Genomic DNA, 19,472 nt, shown 5'->3' with positions numbered 1-19,472 from the left:
AAATAGATTGGTCTTAATTTTTAAATTTAAAAATTTAAAAAAAACCATTCCTGGCGTATATTTTTTTACTTTTTGAAACTTTTTTTCATACCATTTATATAATCATTTTTTTACTATAATATAACCTTGAAAGAAAAAGGAGAAACACATGAAACGTTTACTATCTTTATTAGCGGCCGTTGGCTTTACAGCTACTGCCGCAGTTCCAGTAGTTGCATGTAAATCAAATGACAATAAGTCTGATAACAAACAAGATTTGCAAAAACTGCAATTAAAAGCAATTGAATTACCTATTCCTCAAAGCAAGGTATACACTGCAGAGCAATTAAAAGATATTGTTAATGATATTGAGAGAAATGTTAGCGAGCAAATTAATGCTAAAAACTCAGAATATGCACTTAACGATTACACCGATGACTTTATAACAAATATCGATGACTTCATCGATGAATCTGGAAATATCAAAATTGGTGAATCAAATGAAATTGAATTAGTTGTTACAGCCAAAAAAGAATCATCTATTTTAAAGGGAAGTGTTAAAGTCACTTTAAAGTTTAATGATAATACACCATTATCATCGGTGATAAAAGAAACTTCGTTAGGCATATTTAATGACGAACCGACCGAAAATGAAATAATCCAAAAGATAGAATCCTTAAATCCTAATGCTCATTTAAACAACGAAGCAACTATTACGGATATTACGTTGACAGGAGCTACTGTTCAAGCTATAGTCTCAGCAAATAATTTATATTCGGAGAGCTCGGTTGCTGTAACTTTTAGCGTACTTAAAGATTCCTTGAAAGATTTAGTTCAAGTTACCGACCTTGGCACATTTGATGATTTGCCAAATTCTAATGAAATCGTGGTTAGAATAAATGAAGTAAATCCCGATATTAATTTAAAGGCTATTTATCTTACAATTTCGGACATTACACCAACAGGTGCACTTGTTACTGCTAATGCAAATGGAAAATATAGAGATAGCATTGCTGTTGATTATAAAATTAATACAAAAGATCTAAAAAGTCTTCTTACCGAACTTAATGTTGATGGTAGTGAAGCCAACGATGCAACTTCAATTATTACTAAAATCTTAGATTTAAACCCTGAGTCAGGACTTCAACCAACTGATTTACAAGTAACTGATTTAGTTAAAGCGACTGAAGGAGTTGCTGGTTCAGCAACCATTAAGCCTGCTGATGGTGTTGTTAAATATACTGGTTCAGTAAAAGTTACTATTAGTGCTCTAGCACAAATTGATATCAAAGATAAACTTACCGAACTTAATGTTGATGGTAGTGAAGCCAACGATGCAACTTCAATTATTACTAAAATCTTAGATTTAAACCCTGAGTCAGGACTTCAACCAACTGATTTACAAGTAACTGATTTAGTTAAAGCGACTGAAGGAGTTGCTGGTTCAGCAACCATTAAGCCTGCTGATGGTGTTGTTAAATATACTGGTTCAGTAAAAGTTACCATTAGTGCTCTAGCACAAATTGACATCAAAGATAAACTTACCGAACTTACTGTTGATGGTAGTGAAGCCAACGATGCAACTTCAATTCTTACTAAAATCTTAGATTTAAACCCTGAGTCAGGACTTAAAACAACTGATTTACAAGTAACTGATTTAGTTAAAGCGACTGAAGGAGTTGCTGGTTCAGCAACAATCATTCCTGCTGATGGTGTTGTTAAATATACTGGTTCAGTAAAAGTTACTATTAGTGCTCTAGCACAAATTGATATCAAAGATAAACTTACCGAACTTAATGTTGATGGTAGTGAAGCCAACGATGCAACTTCAATTATTACTAAAATCTTAGATTTAAACCCTGAGTCAGGACTTCAACCAACTGATTTACAAGTAACTGATTTAGTTAAAGCGACTGAAGGAGTAGTTGGTTCAGCAACAATCATTCCTGCTGATGGTGTTGTTAAATATACTGGTTCAGTAAAAGTTACTATTAGTGCTCTAGCACAAATTGACATCAAAGATAAACTTACCGAACTTAATGTTGATGGTAGTGAAGCCAACGATGCAACTTCAATTATTACTAAAATCTTAGATTTAAACCCTGAGTCAGGACTTCAACCAACTGATTTACAAGTAACTGATTTAGTTAAAGCGACTGAAGGAGTTGCTGGTTCAGCAACCATTAAGCCTGCTGATGGTGTTGTTAAATATACTGGTTCAGTAAAAGTTACCATTAGTGCTCTAGCACAAATTGACATCAAAGATAAACTTACCGAACTTACTGTTGATGGAAACGAAGCCAACGATGCAACTTCAATTCTTACTAAAATCTTAGATTTAAACCCTGAGTCAGGACTTAAAACAACTGATTTACAAGTAACTGATTTAGTTAAAGCGACTGAAGGAGTTGCTGGTTCAGCAACAATCATTCCTGCTGATGGTGTTGTTAAATATACTGGTTCAGTAAAAGTTACTATTAGTGCTCTAGCACAAATTGATATCAAAGATAAACTTACCGAACTTAATGTTGATGGAAACGAAGCCAACGATGCAACTTCAATTATTACTAAAATCTTAGATTTAAACCCTGAGTCAGGACTTCAACCAACTGATTTACAAGTAACTGATTTAGTTAAAGCGAGCGAAGGAGTAGTTGGTTCAGCAACAATCATTCCTGCTGATGGTGTTGTTAAATATACTGGTTCAGTAAAAGTTACCATTAGTGCTCTAGCACAAATTGACATCAAAGATAAACTTACCGAACTTACTGTTGATGGAAACGAAGCCAACGATGCAACTTCAATTCTTACTAAAATCTTAGATTTAAACCCTGAGTCAGGACTTAAAACAACTGATTTACAAGTAACTGATTTAGTTAAAGCGAGCGAAGGAGTAGTTGGTTCAGCAACAATCATTCCTGTTGATGGTGTTGTTAAATATACTGGTTCAGTAAAAGTTACCATTAGTGCTCTAGCACAAATTGACATCAAAGATAAACTTACCGAACTTACTGTTGATGGAAACGAAGCCAACGATGCAACTTCAATTCTTACTAAAATCTTAGATTTAAACCCTGAGTCAGGACTTAAAACAACTGATTTACAAGTAACTGATTTAGTTAAAGCGAGCGAAGGAGTAGTTGGTTCAGCAACAATCATTCCTGCTGATGGTGTTGTTAAATATACTGGTTCAGTAAAAGTTACTATTAGTGCTCTGGATAAAACTATTTCTTTAGAAGAAATGTCGAAGAAGATGAGTGATTATTACGAGGAAAACAGGGAAGAAGTTAATGACCTTAATCCATCCGACGTCGAAGATACCAATAAAGATAATTTAAAAAATTTAGCAATTGAACAAGTCGAAGAGGCTATGACTAATTTATTTAAAGGTTATGTTTTTAATATAGCTAATATAGATTGAACAGATTTCGTGAAAACTGATTCCGATGATAAATCTACTGATTATCAACTTTCATTTGTTTACTCTAATGAAAAGGGACAAACAGAAACCATCACCGCATTTATTGAATTTCATGTAAAAAACGACATTTAATAATAACTAAATAATTTGTAAAAATACCAACTACATCGTTGGTATTTTTTCTTTATCTAAAGCCTTCATTTTCTTTTGGGTAGTTTTCTTTATAATAAATAGAGTAGCGAATACAACCACAGTTTTTCTAATCAGAAAGGATTAGAAAATGCTTAAAAATATCTTTTTAATCATCCTTGGAGTGGCGGTTTTACTTCTAGGATTGTTATCAATTTGGCTCGCTTTTGCCAAATCACGCCGCCAATTAGTCAAAAAAGCCGAAAAAGAAGCTAAACAACTTAAGAAGCAAATTGTGACTAAAGGCTATCGCGAGGTCAATGAACTAAAACTGGAGTTTGATCATGAGTGCGATAAACGAACTCACAAACTAAACCTTGAAAAAGAAAAACTTCATAATGAAGAAAGTGCTCTCGCCAAAAAGGAACGTTTCTTAGAAATGCGTCAAGAACGTCTTGATGGCTATGAATTAGCTTTGGAAAAAAGAAGTAAAGAATACGAGAAAAAAACTTCGAAAATGATTTCTCTTTTAGAGAGTATTTCGGGAATGAGTCGAGAAGAAGCGCGCAAAAATTTAATGAAACAAATGGAGTTAAGACATAAAAAAGAACTTAATTCCTATTTAAAAAATGCCGAATTAGAAACTCATGCCCAAGCAAAAGAAATGGCCACTAACATCATTGTTAATGCCATGGAACGCTATGCTACTGAGATTGTCAATGAAAAAACAACCAACATCGTTAAATTACCAAATGATGAAATTAAGGGTCGTGTGATTGGTCGTGAAGGCCGAAATATGCGTACCTTTGAGCAATTTGGAGGAGTTGATATTTTAATTGATGAAACTCCTGGAATTGTAACAGTTTCTTCTTTTAATCCTATTCGTCGTGAAATTACTACTAAAGCTCTTGAAAAATTGGTGGCCGATGGTCGGATTCAACCAGCAAGGATTGAAGCAGAACTAAAAAAACAAGAAAAGGAAATTGAAAGTATCATTTTTGAAACTGGTCAAAAGGCACTTCAGGAGTTAGGGATTCTCGATATGGAGATTCCGTTAGTAAAACTTGTTGGCCGCTTAAAATATCGTACTAGTTATGGACAAAACGCTCTTCACCACTCTTTGGAAGTGGCGAAAATTTCGGGAGCAATTGCGAGTGAATTAGGTCTTGATATTCAAACGGCCATTCGTGCTGGCTTATTACATGACATCGGAAAAGCTGTGGATTTTGAAGAAGAAGGAAGTCATGTAACCTTGGGAGCCGAATTGGCCCGCCAATATAACGAGGATGATATTGTCATTAATGCTATTGAGGCCCATCATGAAGACGTGGCTAAACAATCGACGATTGCCGCCGTTGTGGCAATCGCTGATAGTATCAGCGCTTCACGTCCGGGGGCTCGTAATAATACTAGTGACGATTTCTATCGCCGGATGACCCAAATTGAAAAAATTGCCCAAGAGATTCCGGGAGTTGAAAAAATTTATGCTTTTCAATCTGGTCGTCAAATTCGGGTAATTGTTGATCCAAATATGATGGGTGAACATGAGTTAGAAAACCTAATTGAAGAAGTAAAACATAAGCTTTTAGAAAATATTATTATTCCTGGTGAAATCACCATCACCATCATTCGTGAACGCCGATTGGTGAAAGTAATCAAAAAATAAAAAACTTAGACATTTGTCTAAGTTTTTTATTAGCAATTTTTTAAATGTTCTTTTAAAACATGTTCTAAAACTAACGCATTATTTTCATTAGTAGTAATTACGGCATAAAGCAAAGTGACATTACCTTTTTTTAATCATTGACAAACTTGGTTAACAAATGGAGGGAATTTTGGATTATTTTCTAATTCTTCAGTATAGGCTTTGACAAATCAATCGTATTTGGCAGGATTGTGATGATAAATTTCACGTATATGAGCAGAAGGTGAAATGTCTTCAGCTCATAAATCAAGATGCGCTTCTTCATGAGTTTTTCCTCGTGGTCACATACGGTCAACTAAAATTCTTTTCCCATCATCAGGACTAACTGGATCGTAAATTCTTTTAATTTGCAAAATACCCATTTTGACTCCTTCTCTGGCTTTTAATAACTTAATTTTATCGCTTAATAGTCCTAAAAAAGTGTTAAAGCGCTTTAAAAGTGAAAATAGAAAAATGGTATAATTAATAAATTAAAAGGAGAGAATAACTATGAGTTTTGGGGACTTTTTCGCGAAGCGAATGAAACGGTCAATTGAAAAGAACATGCAAAAGTCTACTATGACTGAAGAAAACATTCGTGAGGCCTTAAAGGAAATTCGGTTAACTTTACTAGAAGCCGATGTTAATGTGGAAGTGGCCAAGGAGCTAACCCAACGGATTAAAGAAAAAGCTTTAGGTGGCTATATTAATGAAGGTGTTAATGCGCAACAACAAATGGTGAAATTGGTTCATGATGAACTTGTAACTATTTTAGGTGAAAGCTTATCACCAATAGATCTTACTAAAAAACCAACCACTATTTTATTAGTTGGTTTGCAAGGATCAGGAAAAACTACTACCGCTAATAAATTAGCAAACCTCTTAAAGAAAAAAGAAAAGAAAAAACCATTACTAGTTGGTTTGGATATTTACCGTCCTGGAGCAATTGATCAATTAAAAGAATTAGGCGCTGCTAGTGGGATTCCGGTTTTTGAACAAGGAACACAAGATCCGCGTAAAACAGCCAAACAAGCTTTAGCATTTGCTGAAAAAAACGGTCATGATTTAATTATTTTTGATACGGCTGGGCGTTTACAAATTGATAAGCCTTTAATGGAAGAACTAAATGATTTACGAAAAATCACTAGTCCAAGCGAAACCCTTTTGGTCGTTGATGGAATGAGTGGTCAAGAAATTATTAATGTGACCAATGAATTTAACAAACTATTAAAATTAACTGGTGTCATCATTACTAAATTAGATGGTGATGCCCGTGGGGGAGCAACACTATCAATTCGTTACCTAACCAATTTACCAATCAAATTTATTGGTGAGGGTGAAGGGCCAAAGGCGTTAGCAGCTTTTTATCCAAAAAGAATGGCAGATCGTCTTCTGGGGATGGGTGACATTGCTACTCTTTATGAACGTGCCATGGAAAATATTGATGAACGTTCAATCCAAAAAACTATGACCCGAATGTTTATGGGGCAATATGATATGGAAGACTTACGTAACCAAATGGCACAAATGGCCAAGATGGGGAGCATCGGTGGTTTGCTAAAGATGATTCCCGGGGCTAATAAAATTTCCGAACAACAAATTGCTGACGGACAACGAAAACTAGCCATTTTTACTATTTTAATGGATTCAATGACCTTAAAAGAACGTCGTGATCCACGTCTTTTAAAGGCTTTAACCCGGAAACAACGTATTATTAAGGGATCTGGACGTTCAGAAAAAGAATTTAATGAATTAATTACCAGTTTCGAAAAAGGGAAGAAGCAAGTAATTGAAATGACTAAAAGCGTTAAGAGTGGTCGATTACCTAACTTAAACGCTTTAAAGGGTAAAGGTTTTAATCGTTTCTAATGAAGATTGTTATTTTAGCTTTCGGCAAACTTGACCAAAGTTTTTATCGTGAAGCAGCGCAAGAATACCTAAAAAGATTGAGCCGGTTTGCCGACATTACAACAATTGAACTTAAAGAGGAAACTAAATATAATTTGGCTAAAAACCAACAATTAAATACACAACTTTGCCTCGATAAACTAAAAGCTTATAGTAGTCATGAAGTTTGGTTTTTAGACTTATCAGCTACTTGTTTAACCAGTGATGAGTTAGCCAATGAAATTGGCAAAGTCCAAAACCAAACTACAGGAAAAATGGTTTTTGTGATTGGTCCTAGTGATGGGTTTAATCGGCAATTAATTCCGTCTCACTATAATAAGGTTGCTTTTGGTAGACTTACTTTACCTCATCAGTTATGTCGAATTATTCTGCTTGAACAAATTTACCGAAGTTTTAAGATTTTGGGTAATGAAAATTATCATAAATAAAAATCACCTTTGACGGTGATTTTTATTTATATAGTTTCCTAGTTTCTCAATTCATTAATTAAAAGTTGTAAATCTTGGGCCTCGTGATGATAATAATCATCATCGTGAATTTCTGATAAATCTTTTGCAGCCTTTTCAAGGGCTTGTTCTAAATCTAAAGTATCAACGTGTTTATAATCAAACAAAGTATCATAACCTAAGCTAATTGTGGATACTAAATCAAATTTTCCAAATTCTTTTTTGTGATCCTCAATATCGGCTGATTTTCAGCAATTTTCATCTTGCATGATTATTTCTGCCATTTTCGCGTCAAGAGCTTTTGAAAGCAAGTTAGTTCATTTTAACTCTTGTCCAACAGGAATATTTACGGTTTTTGTGGAAATAAGTAATAGATAACTTAGAGCTTCCTTTTTTAAGTCATCAGATTTCATATCATTAGTAATTATTTGCATATAACTATTAATCAAATTTTCTAAATTATCTAGAGCTTCATCTAGAGCTGTTTTTTGATTATTTTCGCCACATGAAACAACTGTGGCACTTGTGGTAGCTACTAAACCGGTAGCTCCTAAAATTGATAATAATTTTTTCATATTATTTATCCTTTTCTATTAATTATTTTACTTAAGAAAGTTAAGGAAAATTAAATAATAAATAAATCACGATTAGATTGTTATGACTATCACTTTTATAACCAAATTAACCGATTTTTTAAACTCCGAGACACTTTATAACTATAATGATTGTGGAATAATCACAATTCAAATAAGTAAAAAGGTGAAAGGAAACTTATGAAAGTTGTCAATCGGAGTAACTTATTAGATCGTCGTAGGAATATAAAAAGTTTAAAAGAAATTTATGGGGTAAAAAAAGTAGTGGTGCCATCACATATAGCTGATTTTGATTATGATAGTCCCTTTTTTGTAGACCAGAATTTATGTAAATTTTTGAGTCGTAATCCCTCATTAAGTTACCGATTGCCGGATCCACTCTTTTTTGAAAATATTATTTGGTGATATGACAAAACTAAGGGGGTCACCAATATTGATAAATCAATGATTTCTTATTCATTTGGAGTTATTTTTTCGATGGCTCTCTTTTTAGAATTCGGTACAAAACCAAATGATAAAGTTTTAGTTAATACGCCCGCTTACTCACCATTTGTTAAAATTTGTCAAAGTAATAACCGTTCAGCAATTCTTGCCAACCTTCCCTTAACCGATAATGGCTTTACTATAGATTTAGCAAAAATCGAAAGTTTGTTTGCTAGGAATCGCCCTAAGGTATATATTTTCTGTAATCCCTTAAACCCAACTGGCAAACTATGAAGTTTAGCAGAATTGAATGCTATTGCTAAACTTTGCCATGAATATAAGACTTACTTTATTGTTGATGAGGTTCATTCTGACCTGACTTTGTTGGGAAGTGGTTTTGAATCAGCCTTAAAGATTGACAAAGAATACCAAGATAGATTAATAGTAATTTCTTCACCATCAAAAGGTTTTAATTTAGGAGGAACAAACTCTAACTATGTCATCACTCCTGATGAAAAACTAAAGCTTGAGTTTCACCAATATTTACATAATCTTTGGTTAACGACGCCTAATGTTTTTAGTCAAGAATTAGTCAAAACAGTTTATAGTCCCAAAGGTACCAAATGAATTCGTCAAATGGAAGTTAATCATGAGAAAAATTATAGATTTTTAAAGGACTATTTAGCCAAAGCGAATTTACCATTAGAGTTAATTCCTCTCCAAACAGGCTTTTGTGTGGCTATTAAAATGCTCAATGTGAAGTCTGCGGATGATTTAGCAAAAATAAAAAAAATTTTTTTAGATAATGGCGTTATTGTGCAATTTTCAGATGACTTCTATGATTATGAAAACTTCTGATTTAGAATCATCATCAGTACCGACCTCAAGACTATGCAAAAATTATTAAATGGACTTAAAAAAATATTTAAATAAAAGAAGTTTTAAAAATAAAAAACCAACTAGTTTCTTCAAGCTAGTTGGTTTTTTATTTTTATCTATTTTTCGGTTAATAATCATTTAGGTTACTAATTCCGGTTTCTTCGATTAAGTCCGGTTTAGGCATATTCGGCTAGATGGTTAATAACTAACCGTTTCACTTTCTTTTTTAATTCCTAAAGTTTGGAGAAAACTGCTGCTTATAGTTCTAAAATTATTTTGGATATTTTCATTTGCTTTCGCTTTAAAAAAATTAAGATGGATACCATTTTTTAGGCGAATTCAAGTCTTTGGCAAAAAACCAATGATGAGTCAAAAAACTAAGGCAATTAAATCAAAAATATAAAAATCACTAAAAAACATTGTCGCGGTTTCTACAACCGGTTCAAAAACATAATTCGTTGTGGAGTAATCAAATAAATGGTTTGATTCGTCAAGGATATATTTTTGAAAAATTGTTTGAGTTTCTTGAATAACTGCGATGATATTGCGTCGCGAAAAATTTATTTTGGCTACTAATATAAAAGTTCTAAAATATTTCTTTTTCTTAGGTAATGATCAATGATGAATCTCAGAAAGATTATTTTTTAATTTATTAATATTGATAAATAATGACATTAATCATAACGAATAGTTAAAAGAGATTAGACAAGGAAGAATAAGAAGGCATTGAATAATTGTAATTTTGTTAATTAGGGAGTCGTTTGAAGAATTAAGACTAATCGTTAATAAATAAATTAAGATTACTCCAGTAACTACAAAAGTTAGTGAGGCTACAACCAAACTAATCAAGACTTTTTTCTGTGTTAAAGTGAGATAATCCTTTAAATCTAGTGACAAGTTCTTTTTTTCAAATTCTTTATTTATTTTTTTCATTAATTAATTAATAATTTCTCCAAATAATTTAATTAGTTCCATTTCTTTATTTTTCAAGTCTTCATCTTCAACTCTTGGTTTTTTATTTATTTCATCCTTTTTAATTTTGGCTAAATTTTCAACTATTTCCTTGGTTTCTTTATCAAGACCTTTGCTAATATCCTTACCATGTTCATTATATATATTGACTATATTTTCAGACATTTCGTAACTACTCGTTACAAATCTAGATTGAATTAAAGCGGAAGAAACTTTTGCAAATTTTGGAGTAATTGATAATGAAGTTCATTCTAAAAAGTTTCTTGATCAATGAAGGTCATAATAATTTTTTTTAGCATCTTCAATCGGCCCAAAATATGTTCCTGTCCAAGACCCTTTCGTTGCGTTAGTCGCTGAATAAAAAACAATTTCGTTGTTTAAATTTTCTTGGGAAATTCTACTATTTTCTACATTGTATGTTTGTCAAGGCAACCATTTTCTATATTTTGCAAAAGAATAAATTTTCATTTCTTTTAATAACCAATTAGAATTGGCACTCTTGTTGTAAAGAAAAATTGATCTATCTTTTATATTATCTTTACCAAAGGCACCTTTAATTTTATTTCAAAAACCATTATTGAAACCTTGATTCAAATAATTTTCAAAAATATCGCCATAATTTGAACCATAAACTTTGGAAATAATTTCTTTATTTTCTTTTATTGTTTTTTCTAATTTTTTAGGTTTCTCTCCAAAAACGGCAGTGTAAACCTCTTCTGATAAATTTTTAGAAATTTTTTTAATTGCATATTTTGCAACTATATTAATAATTACGCTGACCAAAGTTAAAATGGTTGCTGTTATTATTGGAGATATAACAGATCCTATTAATAAGGAGCTTATTGTTTCAACCACAATCATAGTAGTTATTTTGCGTGGCTCTTTAAGCAATTTTTTTATTGTTCAAACAATTGTAGTTACAACAATTGTTTTGAACGTATCTCAATTTCGGTTAATCTCTCAACCATTAAATGATTGTGAGAAGAAGTCTGGTTCATTTTCATTTTCAGATTCACCTTTAACTAAATTTCACCCATTAGTATTTAAATAGTTCAAAGTTTTATTATTTTCAAAATAACCAATATTGTCATTAAAGGTTTTAGAAATTGCTTCAGTGGTATATATGTAATCATCTGGGGAATCTTCTTTTAATAAAGTTAAATAGTTTTTAATAATTTTAAAATCATCTTGCGCATTTTCTAAGTTGGTTATTTCAAAATTATTAAATAATTTTGAAATATAACTTTGAATAATAATTTTAATTTTCTCGTTGTCATAGATATTGATGCTTCCAGTATAACTATTGTCATGTAATTGATAATTTATTTCATATTTTTTTATATTGTTATCTATTTCTTCTTTTATATTTATTGGGCTATTATTGACTTTTCTTTCTCTATTGGCCCTTTTGGCTTTAATAGAAATTTCATTTATAGATTTATTATTAAAAAAATTGTATAAATATTTTTCTTCATTTCCATTGATATGTGTCTTATTAATAAAAATTGTGTTATTCTTTTCTACTTCTTTTTCATATTTTAATAAAAGATTATCAATTTGATTTTTGTATTGTTTTGAAACGACAATTTGGCTTGAAGGGTTAGCAATTGTTGGGGCTGATAGTGTTGCTGCAAATGATACCAATAATATCTTATGCATAATAAACTATTTTTCCTTTTTTCTATTTTTATAAAATTAATTCTAATAACTGATTATTTTTGTGAACAACAAATTTATTTAAGTCGTTTTAAAACATCAATTCTTTAATAAATCAATATAATTTTCATTTATTGAAGAACTGACTTAATGACAATTTTTTAATTTCTATAAACTAGTAGGAACTAATAACTAGCTTTTAAAAAACAATTTTACAGACCAAGAAAATAGTCTAATTTTAAATATATTATTTTAGAAAAACCGCTATTAAAATTAATTGAAAAACATCATCAATTATACCTAGATAATTTAATACAAATTTGACGGTAGTCATTTACTAACTTTTAAACTAATTGTTTAATTGTATGATACTACGATTAAGACACTTTTAAATTAATAACAATAATTTATTATTCAAGATAAGGTGTTAAGGTATTTTACTTGACACCTTATAATATTGGTTTATAATAAAACAATATTGAATAGAAAAATAAGGAGGTAAAAAATGGTTAAATTAAGATTAAAAAGAATTGGTAAAAAACAAGCTCCTTTTTATCGAATTGTAGCTGCTGACTCACGTGTTAATCGTGATGGAAAGTATATTGAATTAGTAGGAACATTTGACCCTTTAAAAGACGAAGTCAAAATTGACAAAGAATTAGTGTTGAAATGATTGGCTAATGGTGCTCAACCAACCGATACTGTTCGCGATTTATTCTCACAAACTGGAATCATGAAAGAATATCATGAAATCCGTACTGAAAAACAAAAAAACGCCAAAACTAAAGTGGCAAAATAGTTTTGGTTTGGTTGTTAATGGACAATAAATTTTTAGAATTAGGCACGATTGCAAAAACAAGCGGCCTCCAAGGTGAAGTCAAGCTTCTTCTTGATAGTCACATCATTTACCAACCTCAAATAAAAACCGCCTCATCAATTTATCTTTTTGTGAAACAAGCAGGTACCTGACAACCACTAGTGGTAAGTCAAATCCAAAAATCACAAAAAACAAAAACTACATTACTTTTAAAATTTCAAAATTATGATAGTGCGACAAAGGCTAATTCTTTAATAGGATATAAACTTTATGCACTCAAAACAGACTTAAGTTTTCAAATTCAACCTTTATGAACGGATTATCAAGCCATCGTTGATGGCCAAAACAAGTTAATTTTAGAGACTTGAAATAACGGCCATTATGATTTGGTAAAAGTGCAATTAACTAAACCACTTTGAGTCCCGTTAATCCCTCCGTATTTAGTTGAAGTAAAAGATGAAAGTAAAGAATTGATTTTGGATTTGAAAGGACTTGAATAATGAAATATACAATTATTACTCTGTTCCCGAAAATTATTGCAGCTTATTTAGAAGAATCAATTATTAAAAGAGCCATTCAACGTCATTTGATTGAAGTCGAAGTCGTCGATTTACGTGACTATACTACTTTATCTCATCACCAAGTCGATGATTATCAATTTGGTGGGGGCGCTGGAATGGTTTTGATGGTTGAACCATTGGTCAAGGCACTAGAAGCTGTCAAAACACCAAAAGCTAAGGTTTGTCTCTTAACTCCTCAAGGAAAAACTTGAGACCAAAAAGCAGCGCAAACTATTATTGGCGAAACTGACCACTTGATTCTTATCTGTGGTCATTATGAAGGATTCGATGAACGCTTCCTTAAATATGTTGATCTTGAAATTTCGGTTGGGGATTATGTACTCACTGGTGGTGAGTTAGCATCCTTAGTAGTACTTGACAGTACTACTCGCCTTATTCCGAATGTAGTTAATCCAGAATCAATAAGTAATGAAAGTTTTCAAAACCATCTTTTGGATTATCCGGTTTATACCAAGCCCGTCGATTTTCGTGGGGACCAGGTACCAGCCGTTCTCTTAAGTGGCCATCATGCTGAAATTCAAAAGTTTCGTGAAGAACAACAACTTTTGAAAACTTGGCAAAAACGTCCCGATCTTATCGTGGAAACCAAACTAACTACTAACCAAGTAGTCTTATTAAAAAAATTAAAAAAGAAAGGAGCGAAATAAAATGAGTTCAAAATTAACAAAAATTACGCCATCGAAAATCGCCGTTGTTAATAATCAATTACGTCAAGATTTACCTGATTTCACTTCAGGGGATACTATCCGTGTTGATGTTAAAATTAAAGAAGGTGAAAAATTCCGTATTCAAACCTTTGAAGGTGTTGTCATCAAAACCCAAGGTTCAGGAATTAGTTATTCTGTCGTAGTTCGTAAAATGTCAAACGGAACTTTTGTGGAACGTACCTTCCCTCTTCACTCACCAATTATTGATAAAGTAGAAGTAGTGAAACGTGGACGCGTACGTCGTTCAAGAATTTACTACATCCGTAAATTGACTGGTAAAGCTGCTCGTATTAAAGAAATTTTGCCAACTAAAGTTGACAAAAAAGCCGCTGGCAAAAAATAATCAGTTAAAGATTACTTAATCTTTCTAAAAAAACCAAACTCCAAGTTTGGTTTTTTTGTTACTAAGTTTTTATCTAGCCTTTCTCTCGTTATAATTGAAAGATAGAAGTACCAAATGGTGGGAGGTTTTCGTGATAAAAAACCAAAAAGATAAACAACAGACCGACGAACATAATAATGCCAATTCGCGCTTTAACTGGTTTCCAGGGCATATGAATAAAACCCTTAAGACGATTGAAACAAAACGACCAATGATTGATTTGGTTATTGAATTGGTTGATTCTCGTGCTCCCATTAGTACCCAAAACCCCACTTTTCAAAAGATTCTTGGCCAAAAGCCTCGTTTACTTTTAATGACTAAAGCCGACTTGGCTGATCCAAAAGTGAATGCCGCTTGAGTGGCTGATTTTGAAAAGAATAATCAACCAGTTGCCTTTATTAATTATCAGCAGCCTAATTTTATAAAAAAATTAGTAGCTGAAATTGAGAAAACGATGGCTAATAAACAAGCGCGTCAAAAGGAACGTGGTCTTTTAAAACCGCAAATTAATGCCTTGGTAGTGGGAATTCCAAATGTTGGTAAGTCAACTTTCATTAATCATTTAAGCAAAACCAAAAAAGTGAAAGTTGGGAATCAACCTGGAGTTACACGAGGGCTCCAAGTGTTACAACTAACTTCTCAAATTAATCTAATCGATAGTCCTGGTGTTTTACCAGCGAAATTGCAGTCGGCAAAACAAGCAAATATTCTTGCTGGTTTAAATACTATTCGGAAAGATATTTATCCCGTAGAAGAAGTGGCTGAAGCTATTCTAACTATTGTTCAAACGCATTACCCCAAACTTTTTTTGGGTGATGCCGAACTTTCGTCGGAAAATCACTATTTTGCCAAAGAAGCAAAGTTGCGAAACCAAGGTTCAACATTAGTGATGGAACAATTTTTAAAGAAGGTAGCAGATGGAGAATGACCGATTTCCTTAGAGTTTCCTACGAGTTGAACCGAAGTAGCTACTAAGGAAAATAATCATGAATAAAGAAGAATTTATTTTCTCTAAGCGTTGGTCTTTTGATCACCAATATCGCCAAAATCTGACTTTAGACTTAGGCAAACCTCTTTATTTGGCTGGAACAGATGAAGCGGGGCGTGGGGCGTTGGCTGGACCAATTGTTGTGGCAGCAGTGGTTTTACCACCTTTCTACGATAATCATGAATTGCGTGATTCAAAAAAAATGACAGTTTTACAACGTGAACGTCTTTTTCACGAAATTCAAGAGGTATCTCTAAGCTTTACAATTGAAATTATTGACCATCGTGAAGTAGAGATACTTAATCCTAAAGGGGCTAGTAAAGTAGGGATGATAAAATGTTTAAAAACTCTTGTGCCTCAACCACAATATTGCCTTATTGATGCCGAAAAACTTCCAGGATTGCCTTTTCAATCAGCCTCATTAATCAAAGGTGATGATTTATCTTTGCATATCGCGGCTGCTTCTGTTTTAGCAAAAGTAACTCGTGATCATATAATGATGGCTTATCACGAGAGTTATCCGCTTTATAATTTTGCAAAAAATAAAGGCTATGGGACTGCTGAACATTTAGCAAATCTTAACGAATTCGGCCCATGTCCAATTCACCGAAAAACTTATCAACCAGTTCAATTAGCAATCGCCAAGCAAATGAATTTTATTTTTTAATTTTTGTCGCTTTTTAAAATTTTTCCGAATCTATTTGGGAGACCAAAGGAGATAAACAATGAATAATGTGACAATGATTGGCCAAATAGAAGGTGATGCCAAAGTGGCTTTCACCACAGAAGATGGAGCTCATAAACTTTACAAATTTGTTTTAAAGGTACCTCGTTATCCTAAAAAGGGCGCGAGTGAACGTCATGATGATTTTATTAATATCAAATGCTGATCATCAAAAATTGATGATGAAGATAATTTACATGATCAGGCTTATGTCGGAGTTGAAGGTCGCCTCCAATCATTTGGAAATGGCGATTATCGAAATTACAGTAACGAAGTGATAGCCACCAAAATTCTTTATTTAGACTAGGTCGACAAATATTTTATTTATGGAAAATGTTTTGTTATTTTTTTCCTTAAAATACCAAGGAAATTGAAATGAAATTTATCGTGCTCTCGATCATAAAGAAAAAGTTGATTTAAAACTACTAAAAAAAGTTCGACAAGAAATCGAAAAGCCGTTTCTTACAATTATTGGTGATGAGTATCCGGCAGCTTTAAAAAATATTACTCGTCCTCCATTTGTTATCTATTATCAAGGCAATAAAGAATTACTCCAAAATTATCACCAAACTATTGGTATGGTTGGTGATGAGCTTTATAATGATGATGGAATAAAAAACGGCGAAAGATTTTTGGTGGATTTCATCAACGAAAACCGGGTTCTTTTATTTGGTGATAACCAAGGTTTAGATCGGCATTTATGAAAAAAAGTAATCCAGGAAAATGGAAAATTTATTATCATAACTAATCGCGGCTTACAAAATTTTCTATTTGAAGAAGCGATTTTTGTCGAAAAACTGAGCAACTATCCCGACTTCTTAATAATTTCTGAGTCTTATGAAACTGCGACCACTTTTGTTAGTAATGGTGAAAATTATCTTAATTTAAAAGTTGGATTAAGTAAAGCCTTCGTTTTTGTCCAAAATACAACCAATGGCACTAGTCTTGAATTGGGCAAGTGTGCCTGACAAGAAAATAAGGAGGTTTTTGTCATTCCAGAACCTCTTAATTCCAAATTTAAAGGCAATAATATGTTGATTAAAGATGGTGGCAAATTGGTTGAAACTGCGCAAGAAGTTTTAAACCAAATTTAAAAAATATCTTGTTTTTAATTAAAAATTTTATCCCAGAGATAAAATTTTTTGTGTTTATTGTTTCTTTTTTAAAACTCTATATAATACTCAATAATCTTAGATTTTTATTAACTTTTTTAACCTTTAAAATGTTAATATTATTGTAATTAAATGACTCAGAAGGGACTTGAATATGAAAGCAAAAAAATACGATACAGAGAGTAAGTTGAGTCAAGATGAGCTAGCAGAAATTAAAGCAGATATGAGCCGTGAGAAAGAAGGCTCTTTTGTTGACCTTATTTGAAGGTACGCGAAAAAATATTGAGTTCGTTCCGTGGTAATTCTTGTTGCCATTACTATTGCAGCAATCTCCGTAGCAATCACACCAGTCATCACTCAGGAATTAATGAAAGTGGCTGGAAATATTATTGATCCTCCAGTGGGTCCTGGGCAACCTCCACTTCCACCTGGGGACTTAAGTTCAACTACTACTGGTACCTGAGGTATGACTTGGAAACAATTGGTTGGGCTAGCGATTGGTGCTGCCGTTGTTGACGCGGTTTTTGTCTTTATTTCTCAATATCTAGCCGCTATGTTAGGAAAACAAATTGAAATCGATTTGCGGAACGAAGCGGTGGAAAAATTAATCGAAGAGGATATGTCTTATTACTCAAATAAAAAAATCGGAGATATTTTAACTAAAGTAGTATCTGATACGCAAATTGTTGGGGACCAAGTGGCTATAGTTCCGGTTACTTTCCTTAATGCGGTAATGACTTTGATTATTTCCCTTATCATGATGTTTGTGGTTGAATGACGATTGACACTTATTACCATTGCCGTTTTTGCAATTGTTGCCTTAGGAATGGGTTTGTCTTTTGCACCTTTAAGAAAACTAAACATGAAATTGCGTCGAACAGTTACTTCATTAAATGGTGATGTAATTGACCGTATCAACACTATTAAATTAATTAAAGCCAACGGCACCGAAAGATATGAAGAAGAGCGTTTTAATCAATTGCATAAAAAGTTCTATGATCAAGCATATGATTTCAATCTTGCCCAAGCGCTTCTAATTACCTTTTTATTTGTTGGTATTAATAGTGTGCAAGTAGTTGTCACAATTGCGGCTGGTTTAATTTACCAAAATAATACGAAGGAACTAGCCGTTTTAGTTCCAACCTTTATTGTTTCTGTTCAAATATTGATTGGCCCAATTATGTCTTTAGTCAGGGTAATGGTTGGGGTGCTTCAAGCATCAACGAGCTCTCGTCGTATGCATGCAATTCTTACTGCTCCTGTTTTATTTAATAACCGTTATCGTTCTCAAGACGGAATTGATATTAAATCTTTATATGGGAATATTATTTTTAAGGACGTGGAATTTGCTTATCCTGAAAAACCACATCAAATTGTTTTCCCAAAGTTTAATTTCACGTTTGAACAAGGTAAATCTTATGCCTTTGTTGGGGAAACTGGGTCTGGTAAATCCACTGTATCGAAGTTGTTGTTAAGGTTTTATGACCCAACACGTGGTGAAATTTTAATTAATAATAATATCAATTTAAAGGATGTCAATCTTTCGAGTTACCTTGATCATGTTGGTTATGTTGAACAAGAACCAGCTATTATTCTTGGAACAGTTTACGATAATATTCGTTATGCTAAGCGGGATGCGACTGATGCACAAATTATTGCGGCCTCTAAAAAAGCAAAACTCCATGATTTAGTAATGAGTTGACCAGATGGCTATAATACAATCCTTGGTGAACGAGGTTTCATGCTTTCTGGAGGGCAAAAACAACGTTTAGTAATCGCTCGTATTTTCTTAAAAGATCCACAATTATTAATCTTAGATGAAGCCACTTCGGCACTTGATAACATTGTTGAAAAGGAAATCCAAGAACAGCTCGATGAATTGATGGTTGGAAGAACTTCAATTACTATTGCCCACCGTCTATCAACGATTAAAAACTCAAACCTAATTTTAGTTTTAGCTCCTGGAAAAGGAGTTGTCGAAAAAGGTACTTTTAACGAATTAAAAAATAGACCGGGGCTTTTCCAAAATCTTTACGAAGCTGGAAAAACCGAATAGAAAGGTAAGTGATTT

General features: G+C 32.7%; 18 protein-coding genes. 14 read left to right on the top strand and 4 right to left on the bottom strand.

The genetic code is table 4. The annotated features are described in order from the left end of the window. The first annotated feature begins 148 nt into the window (after positions 1 to 148). Together EFREU_RS02085 and rny are read left to right on the top strand one after the other, a co-directional pair. Complete coding sequence (locus tag EFREU_RS02085) at positions 149 to 3,532, top strand: lipoprotein (RefSeq protein WP_100609391.1); 3,384 nt, start codon at positions 149 to 151, stop codon at positions 3,530 to 3,532. A 148-nt stretch (positions 3,533 to 3,680) separates the two neighbouring features. Then, positions 3,681 to 5,195, top strand: coding sequence for a ribonuclease Y (gene rny / locus EFREU_RS02080; RefSeq protein WP_100609389.1), 1,515 nt, complete (start codon positions 3,681 to 3,683; stop codon positions 5,193 to 5,195). A 29-nt stretch (positions 5,196 to 5,224) separates the two neighbouring features. Here rny and EFREU_RS02075 read toward each other — a convergent pair whose 3' ends face one another. After that, positions 5,225 to 5,596 (bottom strand): DUF488 domain-containing protein, encoded by a 372-nt coding sequence (locus EFREU_RS02075; protein ID WP_100609387.1) that lies wholly within the window; start codon positions 5,594 to 5,596, stop codon positions 5,225 to 5,227. Between the two features lie 127 nt (positions 5,597 to 5,723). On the opposite strand from EFREU_RS02075, the gene ffh reads away from it, so the two are divergent. Further along, complete coding sequence (gene ffh, locus EFREU_RS02070; RefSeq protein ID WP_100609386.1) at positions 5,724 to 7,082, top strand: signal recognition particle protein; 1,359 nt, start codon at positions 5,724 to 5,726, stop codon at positions 7,080 to 7,082. After that, entirely contained in the window at positions 7,082 to 7,549 is a 468-nt protein-coding gene (locus EFREU_RS02065) for a 23S rRNA (pseudouridine(1915)-N(3))-methyltransferase RlmH (protein WP_100609384.1), read from the top strand. Before ffh ends, EFREU_RS02065 begins: the two co-directional genes overlap by 1 nt. A 38-nt stretch (positions 7,550 to 7,587) precedes the next feature. Here EFREU_RS02065 and EFREU_RS02060 read toward each other — a convergent pair whose 3' ends face one another. Then, complete coding sequence (locus EFREU_RS02060) at positions 7,588 to 8,142, bottom strand: lipoprotein (RefSeq protein ID WP_100609383.1); 555 nt, start codon at positions 8,140 to 8,142, stop codon at positions 7,588 to 7,590. Positions 8,143 to 8,340: 198 nt separating this feature from the next. Between EFREU_RS02060 and EFREU_RS02055 the strand changes: the two genes are divergently transcribed. Further along, positions 8,341 to 9,516, top strand: coding sequence for an aminotransferase class I/II-fold pyridoxal phosphate-dependent enzyme (locus EFREU_RS02055; protein ID WP_100609382.1), 1,176 nt, complete (start codon positions 8,341 to 8,343; stop codon positions 9,514 to 9,516). A 144-nt stretch (positions 9,517 to 9,660) separates the two neighbouring features. Here the strand turns inward: EFREU_RS02055 and EFREU_RS02050 are convergent, their stop codons facing one another. Together EFREU_RS02050 and EFREU_RS02045 are read right to left on the bottom strand one after the other, a co-directional pair. Beyond that, complete coding sequence (locus EFREU_RS02050) at positions 9,661 to 10,395, bottom strand: hypothetical protein (protein ID WP_100609381.1); 735 nt, start codon at positions 10,393 to 10,395, stop codon at positions 9,661 to 9,663. 3 nt (positions 10,396 to 10,398) lie between these two features. Further along, entirely contained in the window at positions 10,399 to 12,093 is a 1,695-nt protein-coding gene (locus tag EFREU_RS02045) for a hypothetical protein (RefSeq protein WP_100609380.1), read from the bottom strand. A gap of 502 nt (positions 12,094 to 12,595) precedes the next feature. On the opposite strand from EFREU_RS02045, the gene rpsP reads away from it, so the two are divergent. From rpsP to EFREU_RS02000, 9 genes are all read left to right on the top strand, one after another. Further along, positions 12,596 to 12,889 (top strand): 30S ribosomal protein S16, encoded by a 294-nt coding sequence (gene rpsP, locus EFREU_RS02040; RefSeq protein ID WP_100609379.1) that lies wholly within the window; start codon positions 12,596 to 12,598, stop codon positions 12,887 to 12,889. 17 nt (positions 12,890 to 12,906) lie between these two features. Then, the gene (locus EFREU_RS02035; protein WP_100609378.1) at positions 12,907 to 13,407 is read left to right on the top strand and encodes a ribosome maturation factor RimM; all 501 of its coding nucleotides are present in this window, start codon (positions 12,907 to 12,909) and stop codon (positions 13,405 to 13,407) included. Further along, positions 13,407 to 14,135, top strand: a complete 729-nt coding sequence (gene trmD, locus EFREU_RS02030; RefSeq protein ID WP_100609377.1) for a tRNA (guanosine(37)-N1)-methyltransferase TrmD — start codon at positions 13,407 to 13,409, stop codon at positions 14,133 to 14,135. The genes EFREU_RS02035 and trmD overlap by 1 nt, the downstream gene beginning before the upstream one ends. A 1-nt stretch (position 14,136) precedes the next feature. Continuing rightward, positions 14,137 to 14,538: a 50S ribosomal protein L19 gene (gene rplS, locus EFREU_RS02025; protein ID WP_100609376.1), complete on the top strand. Its 402-nt coding sequence runs from the start codon at positions 14,137 to 14,139 to the stop codon at positions 14,536 to 14,538. 130 nt (positions 14,539 to 14,668) lie between these two features. Then, a complete protein-coding gene (gene ylqF / locus EFREU_RS02020; RefSeq protein ID WP_100609375.1) occupies positions 14,669 to 15,571 on the top strand; it encodes a ribosome biogenesis GTPase YlqF in 903 nt (300 codons plus the stop codon). Then, positions 15,564 to 16,232: a ribonuclease HII gene (locus EFREU_RS02015; protein ID WP_100609373.1), complete on the top strand. Its 669-nt coding sequence runs from the start codon at positions 15,564 to 15,566 to the stop codon at positions 16,230 to 16,232. The genes ylqF and EFREU_RS02015 overlap by 8 nt, the downstream gene beginning before the upstream one ends. Before the next feature lie 58 nt (positions 16,233 to 16,290). Then, positions 16,291 to 16,596 (top strand): single-stranded DNA-binding protein, encoded by a 306-nt coding sequence (locus EFREU_RS02010; RefSeq protein ID WP_100609371.1) that lies wholly within the window; start codon positions 16,291 to 16,293, stop codon positions 16,594 to 16,596. Positions 16,597 to 16,615: 19 nt separating this feature from the next. Beyond that, complete coding sequence (locus EFREU_RS02005) at positions 16,616 to 17,383, top strand: DNA-processing protein DprA (RefSeq protein WP_100609369.1); 768 nt, start codon at positions 16,616 to 16,618, stop codon at positions 17,381 to 17,383. Positions 17,384 to 17,555: 172 nt separating this feature from the next. After that, positions 17,556 to 19,457 (top strand): ABC transporter ATP-binding protein, encoded by a 1,902-nt coding sequence (locus EFREU_RS02000; RefSeq protein WP_100609367.1) that lies wholly within the window; start codon positions 17,556 to 17,558, stop codon positions 19,455 to 19,457. Positions 19,458 to 19,472: the final 15 nt, after the last annotated feature.

It is taken from the genome of Entomoplasma freundtii (genome assembly GCF_002804205.1).
GTDB classification, from domain to species: Bacteria; Bacillota_I; Bacilli_A; order Mycoplasmatales; family Mycoplasmataceae; genus Williamsoniiplasma; species Williamsoniiplasma freundtii.
This window is presented reverse-complemented; position numbering and strand designations above follow the sequence as displayed.